Source organism: Zavarzinella sp. (assembly GCA_041399155.1).
GTDB lineage: Bacteria > Planctomycetota > Planctomycetia > Gemmatales > Gemmataceae > JAWKTI01.
Map to the genome: position 1 here is coordinate 617,166 of JAWKTI010000004.1, position 16,384 is coordinate 633,549.

11 protein-coding genes are annotated in these 16,384 nt (G+C 50.9%); 5 read left to right on the plus strand and 6 right to left on the minus strand.

Annotation, left to right across the window (positions count from 1 at the left end):
• Positions 1 to 437: 437 nt before the first annotated feature.
• The 3 genes from R3B84_20255 to R3B84_20265 are packed head-to-tail and all read right to left on the minus strand — an operon-like array spanning position 438 to position 4,058.
• Positions 438 to 1,643, minus strand: coding sequence for a class I SAM-dependent methyltransferase (locus R3B84_20255; GenBank protein MEZ6142903.1), 1,206 nt, complete (start codon positions 1,641 to 1,643; stop codon positions 438 to 440).
• On the minus strand, positions 1,643 to 3,199 hold the full coding sequence (locus R3B84_20260; protein MEZ6142904.1) for a D-aminoacylase: 1,557 nt from the start codon (positions 3,197 to 3,199) through the stop codon (positions 1,643 to 1,645). The genes R3B84_20255 and R3B84_20260 overlap by 1 nt, the downstream gene beginning before the upstream one ends.
• A gap of 4 nt (positions 3,200 to 3,203) precedes the next feature.
• Positions 3,204 to 4,058, minus strand: a complete 855-nt coding sequence (locus R3B84_20265) for a hypothetical protein (protein ID MEZ6142905.1) — start codon at positions 4,056 to 4,058, stop codon at positions 3,204 to 3,206.
• A gap of 256 nt (positions 4,059 to 4,314) precedes the next feature.
• Between R3B84_20265 and R3B84_20270 the strand changes: the two genes are divergently transcribed.
• Complete coding sequence (locus tag R3B84_20270; GenBank protein ID MEZ6142906.1) at positions 4,315 to 6,534, plus strand: hypothetical protein; 2,220 nt, start codon at positions 4,315 to 4,317, stop codon at positions 6,532 to 6,534.
• Positions 6,535 to 6,714: 180 nt separating this feature from the next.
• Here R3B84_20270 and R3B84_20275 read toward each other — a convergent pair whose 3' ends face one another.
• Together R3B84_20275 and R3B84_20280 are read right to left on the minus strand one after the other, a co-directional pair.
• A complete protein-coding gene (locus tag R3B84_20275) occupies positions 6,715 to 8,157 on the minus strand; it encodes an amidohydrolase family protein (GenBank protein MEZ6142907.1) in 1,443 nt (480 codons plus the stop codon).
• Between the two features lie 192 nt (positions 8,158 to 8,349).
• The gene (locus R3B84_20280; protein MEZ6142908.1) at positions 8,350 to 9,075 is read right to left on the minus strand and encodes a DUF4058 family protein; all 726 of its coding nucleotides are present in this window, start codon (positions 9,073 to 9,075) and stop codon (positions 8,350 to 8,352) included.
• A gap of 297 nt (positions 9,076 to 9,372) precedes the next feature.
• Here R3B84_20280 and R3B84_20285 point away from each other — a divergent pair, with 297 nt between their 5' ends.
• The 4 genes from R3B84_20285 (at position 9,373) to R3B84_20300 (ending at position 14,783) form a co-directional block, all read left to right on the plus strand.
• The gene (locus R3B84_20285) at positions 9,373 to 11,172 is read left to right on the plus strand and encodes an ABC transporter permease (GenBank protein ID MEZ6142909.1); all 1,800 of its coding nucleotides are present in this window, start codon (positions 9,373 to 9,375) and stop codon (positions 11,170 to 11,172) included.
• 329 nt (positions 11,173 to 11,501) lie between these two features.
• Positions 11,502 to 12,968 (plus strand): hypothetical protein, encoded by a 1,467-nt coding sequence (locus R3B84_20290; GenBank protein MEZ6142910.1) that lies wholly within the window; start codon positions 11,502 to 11,504, stop codon positions 12,966 to 12,968.
• 59 nt (positions 12,969 to 13,027) lie between these two features.
• Positions 13,028 to 13,990 (plus strand): methenyltetrahydromethanopterin cyclohydrolase, encoded by a 963-nt coding sequence (gene mch, locus R3B84_20295; GenBank protein ID MEZ6142911.1) that lies wholly within the window; start codon positions 13,028 to 13,030, stop codon positions 13,988 to 13,990.
• 13 nt (positions 13,991 to 14,003) lie between these two features.
• On the plus strand, positions 14,004 to 14,783 hold the full coding sequence (locus tag R3B84_20300; protein ID MEZ6142912.1) for a peptidylprolyl isomerase: 780 nt from the start codon (positions 14,004 to 14,006) through the stop codon (positions 14,781 to 14,783).
• A gap of 12 nt (positions 14,784 to 14,795) precedes the next feature.
• On the opposite strand, the gene R3B84_20305 is transcribed toward R3B84_20300, so the two are convergent.
• Entirely contained in the window at positions 14,796 to 16,196 is a 1,401-nt protein-coding gene (locus tag R3B84_20305) for a sulfatase (GenBank protein MEZ6142913.1), read from the minus strand.
• Positions 16,197 to 16,384: the final 188 nt, after the last annotated feature.

Below are 16,384 nucleotides of genomic sequence, written 5' to 3' on the forward strand. Positions count from 1 at the left end.
TACGAACACATGTATTGGTTGGTTACGCCAAAATCAACCACAAATCAGTTCACAGATTCAGTCAAAACCACAAGGGATGATCTTTTTGTGTTCTGTAGTTGTTGGAGAACTGTTATTCGGTGTCGAGCGATCAGCTCCTGAGCACCGAGCAAAAAATGCTTTGGGTGTTCAGCAAATCAGGCAACTCTTTTCTTCACTCCCTTTCGATGATGCTGCTGCATTTCCTACAGTTTGCTACGAACAGATCTTACAGAACGAGGCTTGCTTATTGGAAGTAACGACATGTTAATTGCTGCAATTGCATTAGCAAATAATTGTGTTCTTGTTACCCACAATACTGCAGAGTTGCACAGAATTGCTGGTTTGATGATCGAAGATTGGCAAGTAGCCTGAAACGACGCCATTCAGTTTCGCCAATTGGGATTAGTTCGCATGGCCTATTGAACAGATTCCAAGCCGCGGTGCAGCAAGTCCCCCACAATGATGTGCTGACTGATTTCGGTTTGGGTCAGAAACAGCCAGTAGTGGGCCGTACCAGAAAGCTTCAATTGTGGCATTAGTTCATTCGCGTCGAGCTTCGAACCTCGTTTCATGATCGTCACGCGACCGACGTTGTGTTCTCGCAGCCACGCCCGCAATCGTTTCAAGTGGTACGGAAAGTGGGCGATCACGCGGAAAACCGTCGCAAATGGCGTGGGGCGACATTCATTCGACGTGAAATAGGCAATCGCTGGGTGAAACTGCTCCCCATCGAGCTGATTAGCCAGATTGCCCACCAGTTGCGAACGGACAATTGCAGGATCGGGATCGTACAGATATTCGTGAATCTCGCTGGTCACAGGTGCGTCTTCTGCCTGTTCCGCTTCCAGGTGGTGCGGGCCAGGCAACACGGTGGCGCGCAAATTGGCCGATTTCAGGTCGTGAAACCACAACATGGTTTCCTTCAGTTCGCCATGCAGGGAAATCATTTCAATTTCCGCTTCGCGGTATTGTTCCAGTTCCACCCACGGGATTGCGGGGGCGACTTTGATTCCCAAGCCTTGCGATTGGGCGGCAAAAGTGACTATTTCTGATAGCTTTGGTTGATATTCTTCACCTTTGACCGTTCGTTTGCTGCCAGATCGGCGAGATGGATCAACAAAAATATACTTTGCTGGTGATAATTGAAAGAGATCTTCATTCAGAAATTCTACCCCACCGTGCCTGGGGTAAACTGCCGAGTTCAACTCCGCACATCGCAAGCGATAGGGGTCGCTGTCAATGGCCACTACGTTTGTTACCTGTTGCAGGGCGATGGTATCACCGCCGATGCTGGCGCACCAGTCAGCCACTCTGGGGATATCGGCGTAACGTCTTGCCCGGTAAGTGGCTACGGCTTCCGAACTCGCCTGTTCCAGTGCTGTCTTTTCAAAATACATATGCCCCGCGTGGGTGAATTTTGTCGCACCCCGCGTGCGGAGAATGGCCATGCCCAAAGCAGCTTTCGCCAGCAAATCATCAAACTGTCGTCTTAGCATCTGAAAGTGCTGCAAAAACTTGTCTTCCGTGGGCACCAGCGTGGCTGCTGTTTCTAACGCCGATTGACCCTGGGGTAACAACAAACATTCCAGAACGGTTAACGGTTCGGATGGGGTGTCCTGCATCAGAATGTCCGTCGCAAACCTTTGCCAGGCAAGGAGTTAGTCATTACTCCCTCCTGCAATACTGGTATGCCATTTACCAGCACGTGGTGCATGCCCGTGGCCAGCAGATTCGGTTGTTCAAACATGGCATGGTCCTGAATCTCTGTGGCAGAAAAAACAGCGATATCTGCCGCACAGCCGGGTGCCAGCAGGCCACGGTCGTGCAAACCATGACGACGGGCTGGGTGCCTGCTGCATTTCATCACCGCTTGTTCCAGTGTCCACGCACCATTGCGGACATAATGACCGAGATAGCGGGCAAAACAACCTCGTCCGCGTGGGTGAGGGTGCCCACCAACGTATATGCCATCTGAGCCGGCCATCATCCGATGATCCCGCATCAACGCCACAATATCCTGATCGTTCCGCCCAGGCTGATGTGGGCAGATGCCATTGGTGGCTAACTGCGTCGCCAGCAGTAATTCAATAATCAGGTCCGGGATCGCCAGTCCGGTATCTGCTGCCGCTTCGGTCAGCGTTTTCCCTTCCAGGTGCTGAAATTGTGCTGCAGGCACCGATCCTAAGATGATCTTGCGAATGTCAAAGCGTGGATTATCCATCCAGCCACGCATTCGCTGACGGATATCATCGGCCCGCAGGCGTTCCAGGGTGGCTTCAATCCCACCAGATTGAACTTCCTGTGGCAGACAGAGCATGTTCAGTAAGGTGGAACCAAACAGGTAGCAGTAGAGGTCGAATGTCAGGTCGACCCCACGTGCCTGCATTTCATCCATTTTTGGGATGACCATGCTCGCCACAGAATTAAAGTGGGAAATGTGCACCGCACAGTTCGCCCCCAGGCTAATTTGCGCAACTTCTTCCATGGCAGTAAGATACGCTGCGGGCGTATACCCACGCATGTGGGTGACGTAGACGCCATTGTATGGGGCAATTTCTTCACAAAGTGCCACAAATTCGGCAACGTCGGCATAGAGGCTGGGGATGTAGTCCAACCCACTGGAAAGCCCCACGGCCCCTTGTTCCATTCCTTCACGCACCAGGTGCCGCATCTGTTTCAATTCTGTGGCAGTCGGTGGGCGTTTTTCCAGACCCATCACCTCCATGCGAATATTACCATTTGGTAATAATGCTGCCGCGTTCATCCCAACGCGGTTGTTGAAACAGTTCAGGTATTCTTCGAGTGTCTGCCAGTCCAGGCCCGGCGTGGGGTAATTTCCATTGAATGCGGCAGTGTAACGACGCATGTAGTCGAGAGTTTTTGGGCCCGCTGGTGCCATTGCCACCCCATCCTGCCCAATGATATAGGTAGTAACCCCCTGACGAATCGCCGCTTCGTGGGTCGGATCGTGGAAAAGAATCAGGTCGCCATGGACGTGGGCATCCACCATCCCAGGTGCCACGATCAGGCCACGGGCGTCAATCTGCCTGGCTGCCACAGCATTCGGAAACTTCCCGATTGCGGCAATCCGGTCGCCCACGATGGCAAGATCGGCCTGGTAACGTGGCAGCCCACTGCCATCAACAATTGTCCCACCGGAGATCAGGTAGTCATACATCGTATTACTCATCATCTGTGGGTAGTGGTTTATCCATAAATTGCTGTAAGTCGATCGGCCCACCACGGGTTTCGGCTTCCACCAGTTTCAGGCGGGCATCCATTTCGCGCACCTTATGTTGCAGCATTTCCAACTGGGTGGCAGCTTCATCTTTCTTTTTCGGTTTGGGAACTTCCGGATAGCCTAACTGCCGTTGTAAGGCTGCAAACAGAAACAAGGGATCCCGCCCACGACTGGCTTTGGCGATTTTGCCTTCTTTTTCGGCAAACAGAATGGGTACATTGGGCTCGTAGTTGGGGTGCAGGCGTTTCTGTTCCAGCACAATCCATTGAGAGCGGCGGTATATCAGTTCGCAGAAATCGGTGGTGCCCACCTGTTTGCGGACGTTGGCCAGAAACCCACGCCAGTCCGAATCGTAGATCGGGTCTTCCAGCATGGCATCGATGCCACGGAAGTAGTTCAGGCGGTTGCGGGTAATCGTTTCAAATTGAAAGACAAACAGCCCCGCGGGTGTGGGCTGATTCCCACGGTAATAGGCTTCCCGTTCCAGCACCAGTAATGCCACGTTGGTGGTGAATTTACGGTCTTCATCTTCCGATTCGTTCATCAGAAAAGCCTGAAAACGATGGAAATAGTGCGACAGACGATCAAATCCACTCCCCAGCAGGCCCGAATGCTTCATTTCGCTGGCCAGAAACTGCACCGCCATAGGTAAGCGAGTGGAAGAAAGCAGTTCCTGATCCGCCATGGTCAGAATTTCCTGTGCAGGCAGATTTTCGCCCAGCCGCTCCCGAAACAGGCGAAAAAAATATGCCTGCTCAATGTATTCTTCACGGTCGAGGATGGTGGAAGGTTGCATGGGAAACATCGAGGATCATTTGGATTTCAGCAATTATAGCAATTATGCAGATTGCACTGAATAGTCTGTTCGAGATCAAGATTCATGCAGTAACACCCCCAGACAACGCATCTTGTGTAAATTAACATGAATTCGGATTGCGAAGCAGCGGGGCGCTGCCAGAATAACAACGGAATACCGAAGGAATCGCGTCAGGAAGGCACTTACAACACTCGAATTTACATCGAGGCGCTTTTCCATGCTTAGGAAAATGTTTTTGCGATTGGCACCTGTGTTTCTGGTGTTGATCATTGCTCCCAACGTACAGGGGGCGTTTTGCGGGTTATGTTCTTATTCTGGGGCAGCAGCCACCTGCGCTGACCCATGCGAAATGCCCAAAGTGCAGTATCGCATCCGCTACGAACCGGTGTACGAGACGTGCACCGAGGTACGGCAACGACCTGTCTATCAGACGGTGATGGAACAGGAAACTTACACAGTGATGCGGCCTGTTTACGAACAGCACGTCAAAGAACACCGTTACACCGTTTGCAAGCCCGTCGTCGAACACTACGATGTGCAGCAAACTTACACGGTGATGAAGCCTGTTTACGAACAACATGTTCGTGAACATCGCTATACCGTTCACCGGCCGATGGTGCAGGAATACCAGGTGGCCATTCCTTACACTACTTACCGTAAAGAGTATGAGCACCACGTCAAGGAAGTGCCATACACGGTGCATCGACCAATGGTGAAGGAATACCAGGTGGCTATTCCTTACACCACCTACCGTAAGGAATATGAACAGCACATGCGGGAAATCCCGTACGTGGTGCCACGCAAAGTAGTGACCCCCTATCAGGTGGCCATTCCTTACAAAACCTGCAAACCTGTTTACGAACACCATGTTCGCGAACACCGCTACACAGTGCATCGGCCGATGGTGCAGGAATACCAGGTGGCCATTCCTTACACCACTTACCGCAAAGAGTATCAGCAGCACGTGCGGGAACACCGCTACACGGTTCATCGGCCGATGGTGCAGGAATACCAGGTGGCCATTCCTTACACCACCTGCAAACCAGTGCATGAACAGCATGTGAAAGAACATCGCTACGTGGTGCACCGGAAAGTAACTGAACCATATCAGGTAGAAGTTCCTTACACAGTCTACCGTACCGTTCAGGAACAACATTGCCGCAAGGTCCCTGTGGTGCAAACCCGTCAGGTGATGGAATGTCGAACGGAATGCCGCACCCGCCAGGTGATGGTTCCCGTTACCACGGAACAGTGCGTCAAAGTATGTGGTGGGGAATGGAAAGAAGTTCGGGAATACATCCCCGGGCCTGTTGTTGACCAGACCTGCCAGTTACCTGGCAAGTGGGACATCGACCCATGTACTTTCAAGTGCACATTCTGCCCAGGCAGCTGCGTGGTACAAAAAGTACAGTGCCCTGGAACCTGGTGCTGCCGCAAAGTGTGGTGCCCGAAAGAAGAATACCGCACCGTACAGTGCACCACCAATGTGTGCAAAACAGAAACCTACACCGTTCAGGTGCCTTACTGCCGCACAGAATGCTACACCACCTACGTGGATCAACCTTACACTGTTTGTCGGCAGGTACCGGAAACCTGCACCCGCACCGAAACACGTTATCGCTGTTACACAGTGCCAGAAGAAAAAGTGTGCCAGATTCCTTACACCACCTGCCGGATGGAATATGAACAACACGTGCGGTACGTAACCCGTAAGCATTGCTACACGGTGCCAGAAGAAAAAGTGTGCCAGATTCCTTACACCACCTGCAAAGTAGTACCGGAACAGCACGTGCGGTACGAAACCCGTCGCCAGTGCTATACCGTGCCGGAAGAAAAGGTGTGCCAGATTCCTTACACCACCTGTCGTATGGAATACGAACAGCATGTTCGTCATGAAACCCGTTACCGCTGCCACGTGGAATACGATCGTTTTGTGAAACAGATTCCTTACACCACCTGCAAAGTGGTGCCGGAACAGCACGTGCGGTACGAAACTCGCCGCCAGTGCTACACCGTGCCGGAAACCCACGTTCGCCGGATTCCCTACACCACCTGCAAAGTGGTGCCGGAACAGCACGTGCGGTACGAAACCCGCCGCCACTGCTACAGTGTGCCAGAAGAAAAAGTGTGCCAGATTCCTTACACCACATGCAAAATGGTGCCGGAAGAACGGGTACGAACCATTCGCTGCTGCAAAACCAACTGGGTTGCAGAAGAAAAAGTGTGCTGCGTGCCTTACACTACCTGCAAACTGATTCCCGAAGAACGAGTACGATGCGTTCCGAAAACCATCTGCTCCATGGAATCGTACTGCCACACCACGGTGAACTGCCGAATGGTGCCAAAATGCGAACCTGTGTGCGATCCCTGCTTCAGCACCTGTGGTTCAAGCAGTTGGAAAGCAGACTTCATGCAAAAGCTGGGCGATTGCTTCAAAAAGCCCTGTGCAGAATAGCATTTCTGAACGAACAGTTTTGCCCTGAAACCATTTTTACTAAATCGACGGAATCATCCCGATATCAATTGACGTAAGTTATTATTTGATATAAAGTTACGTCAAAAATTATCACATGAATTCAGAAAAATGAGATTCCTTTCATGTGGGCTGATTGCCCATCCTGAAAGAACGATGGCGTCAGGCAGCGGTTTTGGGTGTGGGATCGTAGCCCGTTTTGTCGGTGACAATTTTCACCACCTGATCGATATCGTACAGGCGGCAGGCTTCCATCAGCAGCCGGGATTCAAACCACATATCCCCATCGACAAATGGCATAAACAGGTCGTACACATTATCCACCCCGAGGTAAACTGGCACTCCCGCTTCCAGCAGTTTGGTGACTGGGGCAATCGAATTGTGTAGTGGTGCGGGCATATCCAACTGACGCATGCTAAGTGCCGCAGACGGGCAGCAAATAATGCTGACACCCGCATCTTTCACCAGCTTAATGATTTTGTCCTGTTCCGAAGCGGCCTTCGCAGAAACAGAAATTGCATGAATGCCGGATACACGACCTTCCATGCCATGTTCAATGGTTTTGCGGGCCAGCATTTCTGTTTCAATTTCATAGGGGTTGTTTTCCTGGTCGACATGGACATCCAGTCGCTTACCCAGGTTTTTGGCAATCGACATGATAATATCCAGGTGTTTCTCGGGCGTGGGGCGATCACGGGATGGCAGCCCACCCACCAGGTCGGCCATGGAACATGCCGCTTCAAACATCTCGCGACTTTGCGGGTCGAGTACACCTTGCAGTGGCTGCACCCCAATTTCAAAAATAATCTCTTTGGCGAACTTTTTCTTCACTTCCAGAGCCGCTTCGACCGCTTTTGTGCCCACAATACTGTCCGCATCCACCATCGTGCGACAGTAAGCCACCCCCTGATCGATCATTTTCTGCAAACCACGGCTGATGCGTTCCACCAGGTCTTCGTGGGTGTAATTTTCCTTCAAGTGCTTGTACAGATCCCACTTTTTCTGCATATCGACCATGCTGAGCCGCAGATTTTCCAGTGAAATCAGATACGCTTTATCGAAGTGGGCGTGGTAATTGGCAAACCCGCCCTGCTCGCCGACTAATTTCAGAAATTCCGTCTGCATGTCCCACGGACGGGTCCGGTCGTCCACCTTATACCGGTAGTGGCCTTCCGAGTCCTTCTGGACAATCTGCTCAATGGTCATCAGCGCCACATCCACATCAGTGAACAGTGGGATGCCGTTTTCGATTGCCAATCGACGAATCAGGTTGCAATCGCTGGTTTCATCGTAATCATTATTGCCCGTCAGCACATTGATCACCAGATCGAGCCGATTATCGTTCAAAAATGAGCGGATATTTGGTTCGCGACGATCGGCAATTTTGTGGATTTGTTCGCACGGAATCTGGCGGTCCTGCAAAAACCGGTAGGTTCCCGGGGTGGCAAAAAACTCCACATTCAGCCGCGATAATTTTTCCAGAGCGGGAAACATTCGAATCTTGTCTGCTTCTTTTCCCGCAGAAATGAGCACTTTCTTTTTTGACCGTTTTCCGATCAGCTTCATATTGAAGCCAAGAACTTCGACTGATTCCATACCCGGCATTGCCTGTCCCCAAGAAAATGCGCAAAAAAACCTCTAGTATGGGTTACATTCCAAGTGAAACTTTTTCAAGAGATCGCCGAAAAAGCAGGAAATAACCAATGGAAGTGAGTTAGAAGTGTCTTCGAGAAATTACCTTGAACGGCGAATGCACAAAGTGTTGTCTTATTATGAGAAATTGGCCGGAATTCCTCATTAATTCGTGCCGGCGATTTCCCGTTGCCAACGTGCAGGAACCTGTTCCCATGCAGCCTGATAGGTGACTTCTAACGGTACTGGAACGTGTAATCCGGGTGCAAGGAACAGTGGCATTTCGGGCAAGGGTTCTCCCACTGCCAGTGTTTCAATATAGGCCCGCGTGGGAGTGGATGCCTCATACGCTACCATTGTCAGTTGTTGTTCTGGAGGCAGTGCAAATTTTTTGACCGTATATTCCTCCCAGATCGCATCGTGAATGCCCGCTGGATCTCGATTGGTGGGTGGGAATGGATCCAGCAAAAGCAAATGAACTCGTTTTTGCAATAATGTGATCGCTTTATCCACAAAATCTTCAAACGAATTGCGGCTGCTTTTGTTGCCAGGAGAAACAATTTCGATGACCGCAATGACGCGATCTCCGCTGACATGCCGCACAGAAATCCGGCTGGTGCGTCTTTTATCGTCGGGTATTTCTTCTGCAAAAAAGCGGGTTCGGGGCTTCATTTGCAGTAATGTTCCCCCAGTGGAAGGAGGGTCTTCTTCGTCAACTTCCTGAAGGGTCAAGACATCGGGACCAAATCCAACCGCAATCTGTTCTGCCAGTGCGTAGTAATCAGAAGGCAGCAAACCACGATTGAGTGCTTGTTTGATGGATGATATCCATTCCAAATGAAAATCGTGGTAAATACCAGCTTCTACTCTTGTCCAGTCGTGCATTGGCATTGGATCACCTCCAATCATTTATTATACCATTTTTGCAGATAGATGCCGATCTGTCTGCGGTGGGACTACAATCCATTTTTGTTGCAGTTCACGCTGATATTTATTGGAGATGCGGGATGAATTTCATGAAAATTCATCCTTTGGGTGGGACAACGTCTGCACTCCCGTCATTCTGCTTCAAACCCATTCCGGATGCCAGCGCTCGAAATCAATCTGTGGGCGATTTCTCGCCGTTTGGGCTTGTGTTTGGTAGCCTGATATTGTCCATTTCTTCCTCAGATTACGGGTGGAACGAATTTGTTAGGACCGTTGTTTAATCGAGAACTGCAGACAGTCCCCCGGCGAGAACGCCACCACCTGGTGCGTGCGGCAGCCCTGCTGTTTCTGTGGGTGCTGGGAATTACCGCCTGGCAGGCTGCAGTGGGCTTTCAACGCGATGCCTCGTTGGGCGAAATTGCCCGATTTGGCCCCTTGCTTTTTCAGATTGCCGCTCTAATGGAACTAACCCTGTTGATGTTCTTTTCGGTGGTATCAGCATCCAGCACCGTTTCGCAGGAAAAAGACCGCAAAACCTTTCTGCTGCTTCTGATGACCGATCTGAAGGATTACGAGATCGTTCTGGGGAAAATGCTGGGCAGCTTGTTGCCCATCGTCACCTTATTCACGGTGACCATTCCTTTTTACATGTTTCTACTGCTACTTGGTGGGATCGGCCTGCAGCAGATTCTGCAGGCAATGGTCATCATGTTTGCCACCGCAATTGCTGCGGGGTCTCTGGGGGCATTAATTGCCCTCTGGCGGGACAAAACTTATCAATCTCTGGCACTGTCGGTATTGGCGTTAATGCTGTACCTGATGCTGGTGCAAGGGGTTCGGTTACTGGGTAATCTGGCCTTTCCTTCTCCTGCGTGGGCTCAGTTTGCTGGATATTTTGATCCCTTTACCGCACTGATCCGCGTTTTGAAAGCCACAGACCAATCGGTAGTGCCGAGTGCCTGGATATTCCTCGCCGTGATGAGTGGGATCACCATTTTCCTGAACTCCTTTGGTATCCTGAAGTTACGGAAATGGAATCCATCTGGCGAAACCATCAAACGCAGCGAAATTGAAGATTCTGAGGAAATGGATGCTGAACAGCGGGCAAAAGCCCATGCAGCACCTGGTAAAATCCGCGAAGTGTGGGAGAATCCCATCCTCTGGCGGGAAATGAAGACGCTGGCATACGGTCGCAAGCCGCTTCTCATTAAACTGGCCTACGGGATTGTGCTGGCACTGATCTGTTATTACGGTTTTGGGCAGTTACAAAGCAATTTCGATCGCCCAGACTACGTTGCAGCCTACGGATTGGTGCCCATCACTGTGCTGACGATGTTGCTGGTAGCCGCACAAGCAGTCACTTCGATTACGTCGGAGCGGGATGGCAAATGCCTCGATTTGCTGCTAGTAACCGATTTGAAACCGAAAGAGTTTATTTTCGGCAAACTACTTGGGGTGCTGTACAACACCAAAGAATTTATCATCCCACCACTCCTGGTGGCGCTCTACTACGGCTACCGTGGCACTCTTGCCTATACGGCACCAGATGAATCGGTGTTGATGAAGAATTTTGCCCCCACCCTGGCATTGGTGGGCACCATCACCATTCTCATTAGTTTCGTGCTGACGCTGGGCCTCCACGTCGCACTTCGTACGGAAAACAGTCGCTTGGCGGTGGTTAACACCCTGGGGACGGTTTTCTTCATCTCGATTGGCACACTGATCAGCATTTACCTGATTGTGATTAACGGGGGCAGCCTGGGCAATCAGCTCCTCAGTTTCAGTGCCTTTCTGGGCCTGGGCATCGGAGGCTTGTGGTTTGTCTTTTCAGGAGATCGCCCCGCCCCTGCACTGACGATTGCTGCATTTTTGTGCCCGCTGGCGGTCTTTTATTCGGTGTTGAATATTCTCATTGGGAAGCCGGGCTCTTTGGAATCCAGCGACCCACTGGTGCCTGCAATGGTCATCGCCAGTGCGTTTGGCTTTACGATGTCGGCCTTTCTGGTGCCACTGCTGACAGAGTTTGACGTGGCACTCGGCCGCACCACTGCGAATGAGTGATTCTTCCACATTGCTATTTATATAACACTTGTCTGATTGTTATTTTCCTGTTTTTCTCAGAAAAAATCTACTTTTTTGTAAGTACTTATCCAGTAATGTTTTACGCTGATCCATTTCTGGTTTCAGCTGGCAAATTCGTGGGAAAATCACCGCACTAATTAGTGAACGTGGATATATTATATATGTTCGCATGATCACATGTCGTTACATTGGGGTAAGGTGATTCTGTGACATTGATTGCGAAGGCAGAATAACTTCTGCATTCGCTTGCACAAACGAAGTGGAAGGTTGTATCATAAACCGAACTTGTATTCCTGGAGGTAGCTTCTGTGGCAAAAGCTTCCCGACCCGTCAATGATCGGAAACCTGGTAAAGAAGACAGACGCTCTCGTCGTGATGAAGAAGATGACGATGAAGAGGAAGAAGTCTTTGTTCCCAAGGCGAAAAAACGCAAAACCAAGACCCGCCAGCAGATCATGATGATTATTGGTGCCATTGCTGGTTCTGCCGCACTGCTTTATCTGATTATCTGGGTTTATTCTCCCATGGGCATCGACAAGCCATTGCTGGTCTATGCACCGGAAGAGATTAATTCGTTCGTCTATGCAGATATGATTGAGATGAACAAGAATACCAAGATGAAACCATACCTGGAATCGATTCTGGCATGGTGGCAAGGTGGCAGCAACAGCACAATTACTGTCAACAATCAGCAGGCCACTGGTGGATTTTTTAAAGCCAGGGCTGGTTCCTTATTCAGCAGCACCCAGCAGCAGGAGCCAACGAAATTTGCTAAGAAGTATTTCCATTGCTCCGTGCCACCGGATGAAGGAGATCAGGATCGTCTGCCACAGGATCGACGTTCAAGCATCACAGTGATCACCTTTTTGCAGGATGCCGATACAGATGGTTTTATCAAAGCACTTGATGATGGATTCATGAAGCTGCAGGAAAACAAATCTCCAGGCGGGCAGGCCTATTACACTGCCTACGTGAATTTTCCGGTGAACGGTGTTCTGGAGCCACGGTACTTCAGCAGTTTTTACTTCCCAAATAAAAGCACCCTGGTTTACACGGACACAAAGAAAGAGATGGATTTGTTACTTGATCGAGACAAAACCAAAATCAGCCTGAAAGGTGTCATGCGGGAAGTGGCCGATAACTGCGACGGTCAGTTTGTACGTGCCACGCGGGGCCACATGCGTGGTGTGGGCCAGTTCAACGTGGGGATGTCGATGGGTTTTGTGCCGGACGATGTAAGAGGGATCTACGATCCTGCCAACCCGACACTCAGCAAGCGTGTTTACATTGAAACTGCCCACGCATTCTGGGTGGCTTCGGACAGTAACCGATTGCTGGTTGCAGAGGCTTCTCATTACAGTGATCCCAAGTCGAAAAAAGCAGTGAAAAAACTGCTTTCCGGTGCCTTTGGTGAAGCTCAAGAAAAAATGTACAGCGAAACCAAGCCCGATGGTCTGAATAACTTTTTGCCCAAACAACCATCATTTAACAGTGCACCAGGTGCACCACCAAAGTTGGAACCACCCAAGCTGACCAATCAAGGTGATTTGAACGATGCATTGGAATACTATGCGAAATCGGTGGACGTCTACAGCAATGGACCGATGGTGATTGTATCTGGCTTGTTGCCCCACCCGAGCTTCGACAAGGTGTATCCGGAATTGAAACAATTTTACGAACCCCAACAGAACTTTGGTGGCTTCGGGGGTGGTTTTCCGGGCGGTCCGGGAGGGCCAGCACCTATGCCTGGACCGGGTGTTCCCGGTGGTCCCTGACATTTCTACTTTCCTGTATCAGTCTCTGCCAACCCACAATCAAGTCATTAGAAACGACAATGTCTGTACTCAATAAATCTGCTAATCTGCTTGCCCAGGATTTTCTTCAGAACACCACACGTTATCGCTGTGAAGTGGCGACTTTTCCACGCATGACTTTGATTGATTGTGGGGCACACACGCTGGGTAGTCTTGCAGCAGGCCTGCAATTAGCCCGGATCTGCCTGGGTGGTGCTGCAGAAGTTACTCTGCAAAGCAGCGAACTGGGGCACGGTATTGCGGTCTATTCCGATGCCCCACTTGCAGCTTGCCTGGGTTCACAATACGCAGGCTGGCAGATGAGCTACGGCAAATACTTTGCAATGGCCTCCGGCCCGATGCGGGCAATTCTTGCCGAAGAAACAATCTTCGAGGAATACCCCCACCTGGTAGAACAGTCACCTGTTGCCGTGGGTGCGCTGGAAACCAGAAAACTGCCCACGGAAGAAGTTTGTCAGGCAATTCTGGCCGAACTGCCAGATACTGTCGAGCAATGTGTGCTGGCAGTGGCACCTGCAGCCAGTATTGCCGGGAATATTCAGGTTGTTGCACGGTGCCTCGAAACAGCACTGCATAAACTGCATGCATTGAACTTCCCACTGGATACGATTGTCAGTGGGATTGGCTGGGCTCCATTGCCACCGGTTGCTAAAGATGAAATATCCGCAATTGGACGCACAAACGATGCGATCCTGTACGGTGGTAAAGTAGACCTATATGTGCAGGCCAAAGAGAAAGACCAGGCAGCACAACTGGATGAGTTGATTGCCGAAATCGGCCCCAGGGTGCCAGCTGGCAGTTCCCCGGATTATGGTCGACCGTTTGTAGAGATTTTTCAACGCTACAATGGGAATTTCTACGAGCTCGACCCACTGCTCTTCTCACCGGCACAAATCAGCTTTAATAACTTACACACCGGACGTGTCAGTAGTTTTGGCGAACGAAATGGTGCTGTCCTGCAGCGTTCGTTCGCATCGGAATAATCAGGAGAGAGATATGGATCTGGAAAGTACTGCCGTAGAATTAGGACCGTTTCGCCTTACCACCAAGCAACTGCTTGCCGCACTGAAACGGTCGCGTCGCCTGCAGCCCTTGCTGGTGGATGCCTTTACGGAAAGCTACCTTGTCCACCGGGCAACCAACGCGGGCATTAAAGTATCGGATGAAGAATTGCAGTCGCACGCGGATAACTTTCGCAGACAGAATGGCTTACTCAGCCCGGAACAGGTGCAGAACTGGTTCAAAGCAAATGGGATTACCCAGAACGACTTTGCCCTGGGACTGAGCCGTGATCTGATGATCAGCAAATTTCGCGATCAGTTAGCCACGCCATTTATTGACAAAACCTTTGAAGATAACAAACACCACTTCGAACTGGTTACCCTTCGTCGACTGGTGGTGGCAGATCAGAATCATGCAACGGAACTGAAAGATCAGATTCTGTCGAACATGACCACGTTTGCAGATGCGGCCACCCAGCATTCGATTGACCAGCAAACCAAAGCCGCAGGTGGGCAGATGGCACCTGTCAGACGTCGGGAATTATTGCCGGCACTGCAGGAACCAATTTTTGCAGCAGAAATCGGCAGCACCGTGGGGCCTTTTGCCGCCGGGAATGCGTGGGTACTGTTTGAAGTGCAGGAACGCACCCCGGCAATCCTGGATGACACGTTACGCACCCAGTTGAAGAAAGAAATCTTCGACCGTTGGCTGCAACAGGAATACAGTAAAGCGAAGTTTGACTTCCCCATCCTTGCTGAAGGTGCACTGGATTAGTTCAGGCTTCGACTACTTCTTGTTCTGAATCATCTTTTCCAGTTGGGTGGGAGCACACAGCATCGATTTCTCGTGCTGTTGTACCAAGTGATTGATTTTTTCAATCACTTCTGGGTGCTTCTGGGCCACATTGTACTTTTCCGATGGATCAACTGTCAGGTGGTTCAGTACCGGCGTCTGATGGATTGCCAGATCGTCTTTCCCATAGGCAGTCTGCGTGCGGAAATGAGCCTTCCAGGCACCCTGCCGAACTGCATAAAGATGGGTGCCACGATAGTAAAACATCTCCTGACGTGGGCAGGGGGCCTGTTCCGTCAGGAATTTGCTCAGATCGTAGCCATCCAGCACCAGGTTTTCCGGTAGCTTGGCACCCGCCAACGCAGCCGCCGTGGGCAGAATATCCAAAGAAGACACGATATCTGCCGAAACCTGCCCCGCACGGATCTTCCCAGTCCACTTCATGATGCCCGGCACCCGCATGCCACCTTCCCAGGTGCAGCCTTTCCCTTCACGCAATAACCCCGCGCTGCCGCCGTGTTCGTTGAAGATCAGCCACGGTCCGTTATCGCTGGTGAAAACAATGAGGGTATTGTCATCAAGCTGGGCATCTTTAACTGCTTTCTGGATCTGTCCCACGCTCCAATCAATTTCTTCCACCACATCCCCGTACAGCCCACGTGGGCTTTTGCCCAGAAAACTGTCCGAAGCAAACAGCGGCACGTGGGGCAGCGAATGTGCCAGATAAATGAAAAACGGCTTCTCTTTATTCGCCTGAATGAATTCAACCGCCCGTTCCGTATAGCGTTTGGTTATTGTTTCCTGGCGTGCGGGACGTTCCACTACTTTTTCGTTTTCGAGTATCGGCACATTCCAGTATTCGCTCTTCGGTTTCCAGAACGCCTCCCGCCCCATCGGGGAATCGTTCACACGGTCCATGTCGTTGGAATAAGGGATGCCAAAGTAGCTATCAAACCCCTGTCTGGTGGGCAAAAACTCCGGCAGATGCCCCAGGTGCCATTTGCCAATCGCTGCAGTAGCATAGCCACGTGTTTTCAGCACTTCGGCAATCGTCAGTTCACTGGCAGGCAGCCCACCTGCAGAATTGGGGAACAGCACGCGACGTTTGTCACTGCACATCCCGGTGCGAACAGGCAACCTGCCCGTCAGAATGCCCGCCCGGCTGGGCGTGCAAACAGAAGCTGCCACATAAAAACTGGTAAATCGAACCCCATCTGCCGCCAGCTTATCCAGGTGTGGGGTGCGGATTTCCGGATGACCGTAGCACCCAAGGTCACCATAGCCCAGGTCATCTGCAAAGATCACAATCACGTTGGGTGGGCGTTTTTCCGCACCTTCGGCGAACTGTTGGCTGAAAATCAGGCACAACACGGCCAATCCAGTTGTCAATTTCATCCGTTTTCCTTGTCAAGGAGAGTAAGAAACCACTGTAAATCATCGTCCGTGGGACTTCAAGTGGCAAAAAGGTGATCTGGTGAATTGGATTATTGAGAATCTTCCACCCAACGCTATGAGCCTAATTCATTCTTCTGCATGCAAGGCTACTTTTCGAATGGAGAATCGTTGCTCTCATGATGCCAACA

Coding starts and splice junctions, on each gene's coding strand:
- R3B84_20255 (MEZ6142903.1), bottom strand. CDS start 1,643: ATGCAGGACACCCCATCCGAACCGTTAACCGTTCTGGAATGTTTGTTG.
- R3B84_20260 (MEZ6142904.1), bottom strand. CDS start 3,199: ATGTATGACTACCTGATCTCCGGTGGGACAATTGTTGATGGCAGTGGG.
- R3B84_20275 (MEZ6142907.1), bottom strand. CDS start 8,157: ATGCCGGGTATGGAATCAGTCGAAGTTCTTGGCTTCAATATGAAGCTG.
- R3B84_20280 (MEZ6142908.1), bottom strand. CDS start 9,075: ATGCCAATGCACGACTGGACAAGAGTAGAAGCTGGTATTTACCACGAT.
- R3B84_20300 (MEZ6142912.1), top strand. CDS start 14,004: ATGGATCTGGAAAGTACTGCCGTAGAATTAGGACCGTTTCGCCTTACC.
- R3B84_20305 (MEZ6142913.1), bottom strand. CDS start 16,196: ATGAAATTGACAACTGGATTGGCCGTGTTGTGCCTGATTTTCAGCCAA.
- mch (MEZ6142911.1), top strand. CDS start 13,028: ATGTCTGTACTCAATAAATCTGCTAATCTGCTTGCCCAGGATTTTCTT.
- R3B84_20265 (MEZ6142905.1), bottom strand. CDS start 4,058: ATGCAACCTTCCACCATCCTCGACCGTGAAGAATACATTGAGCAGGCA.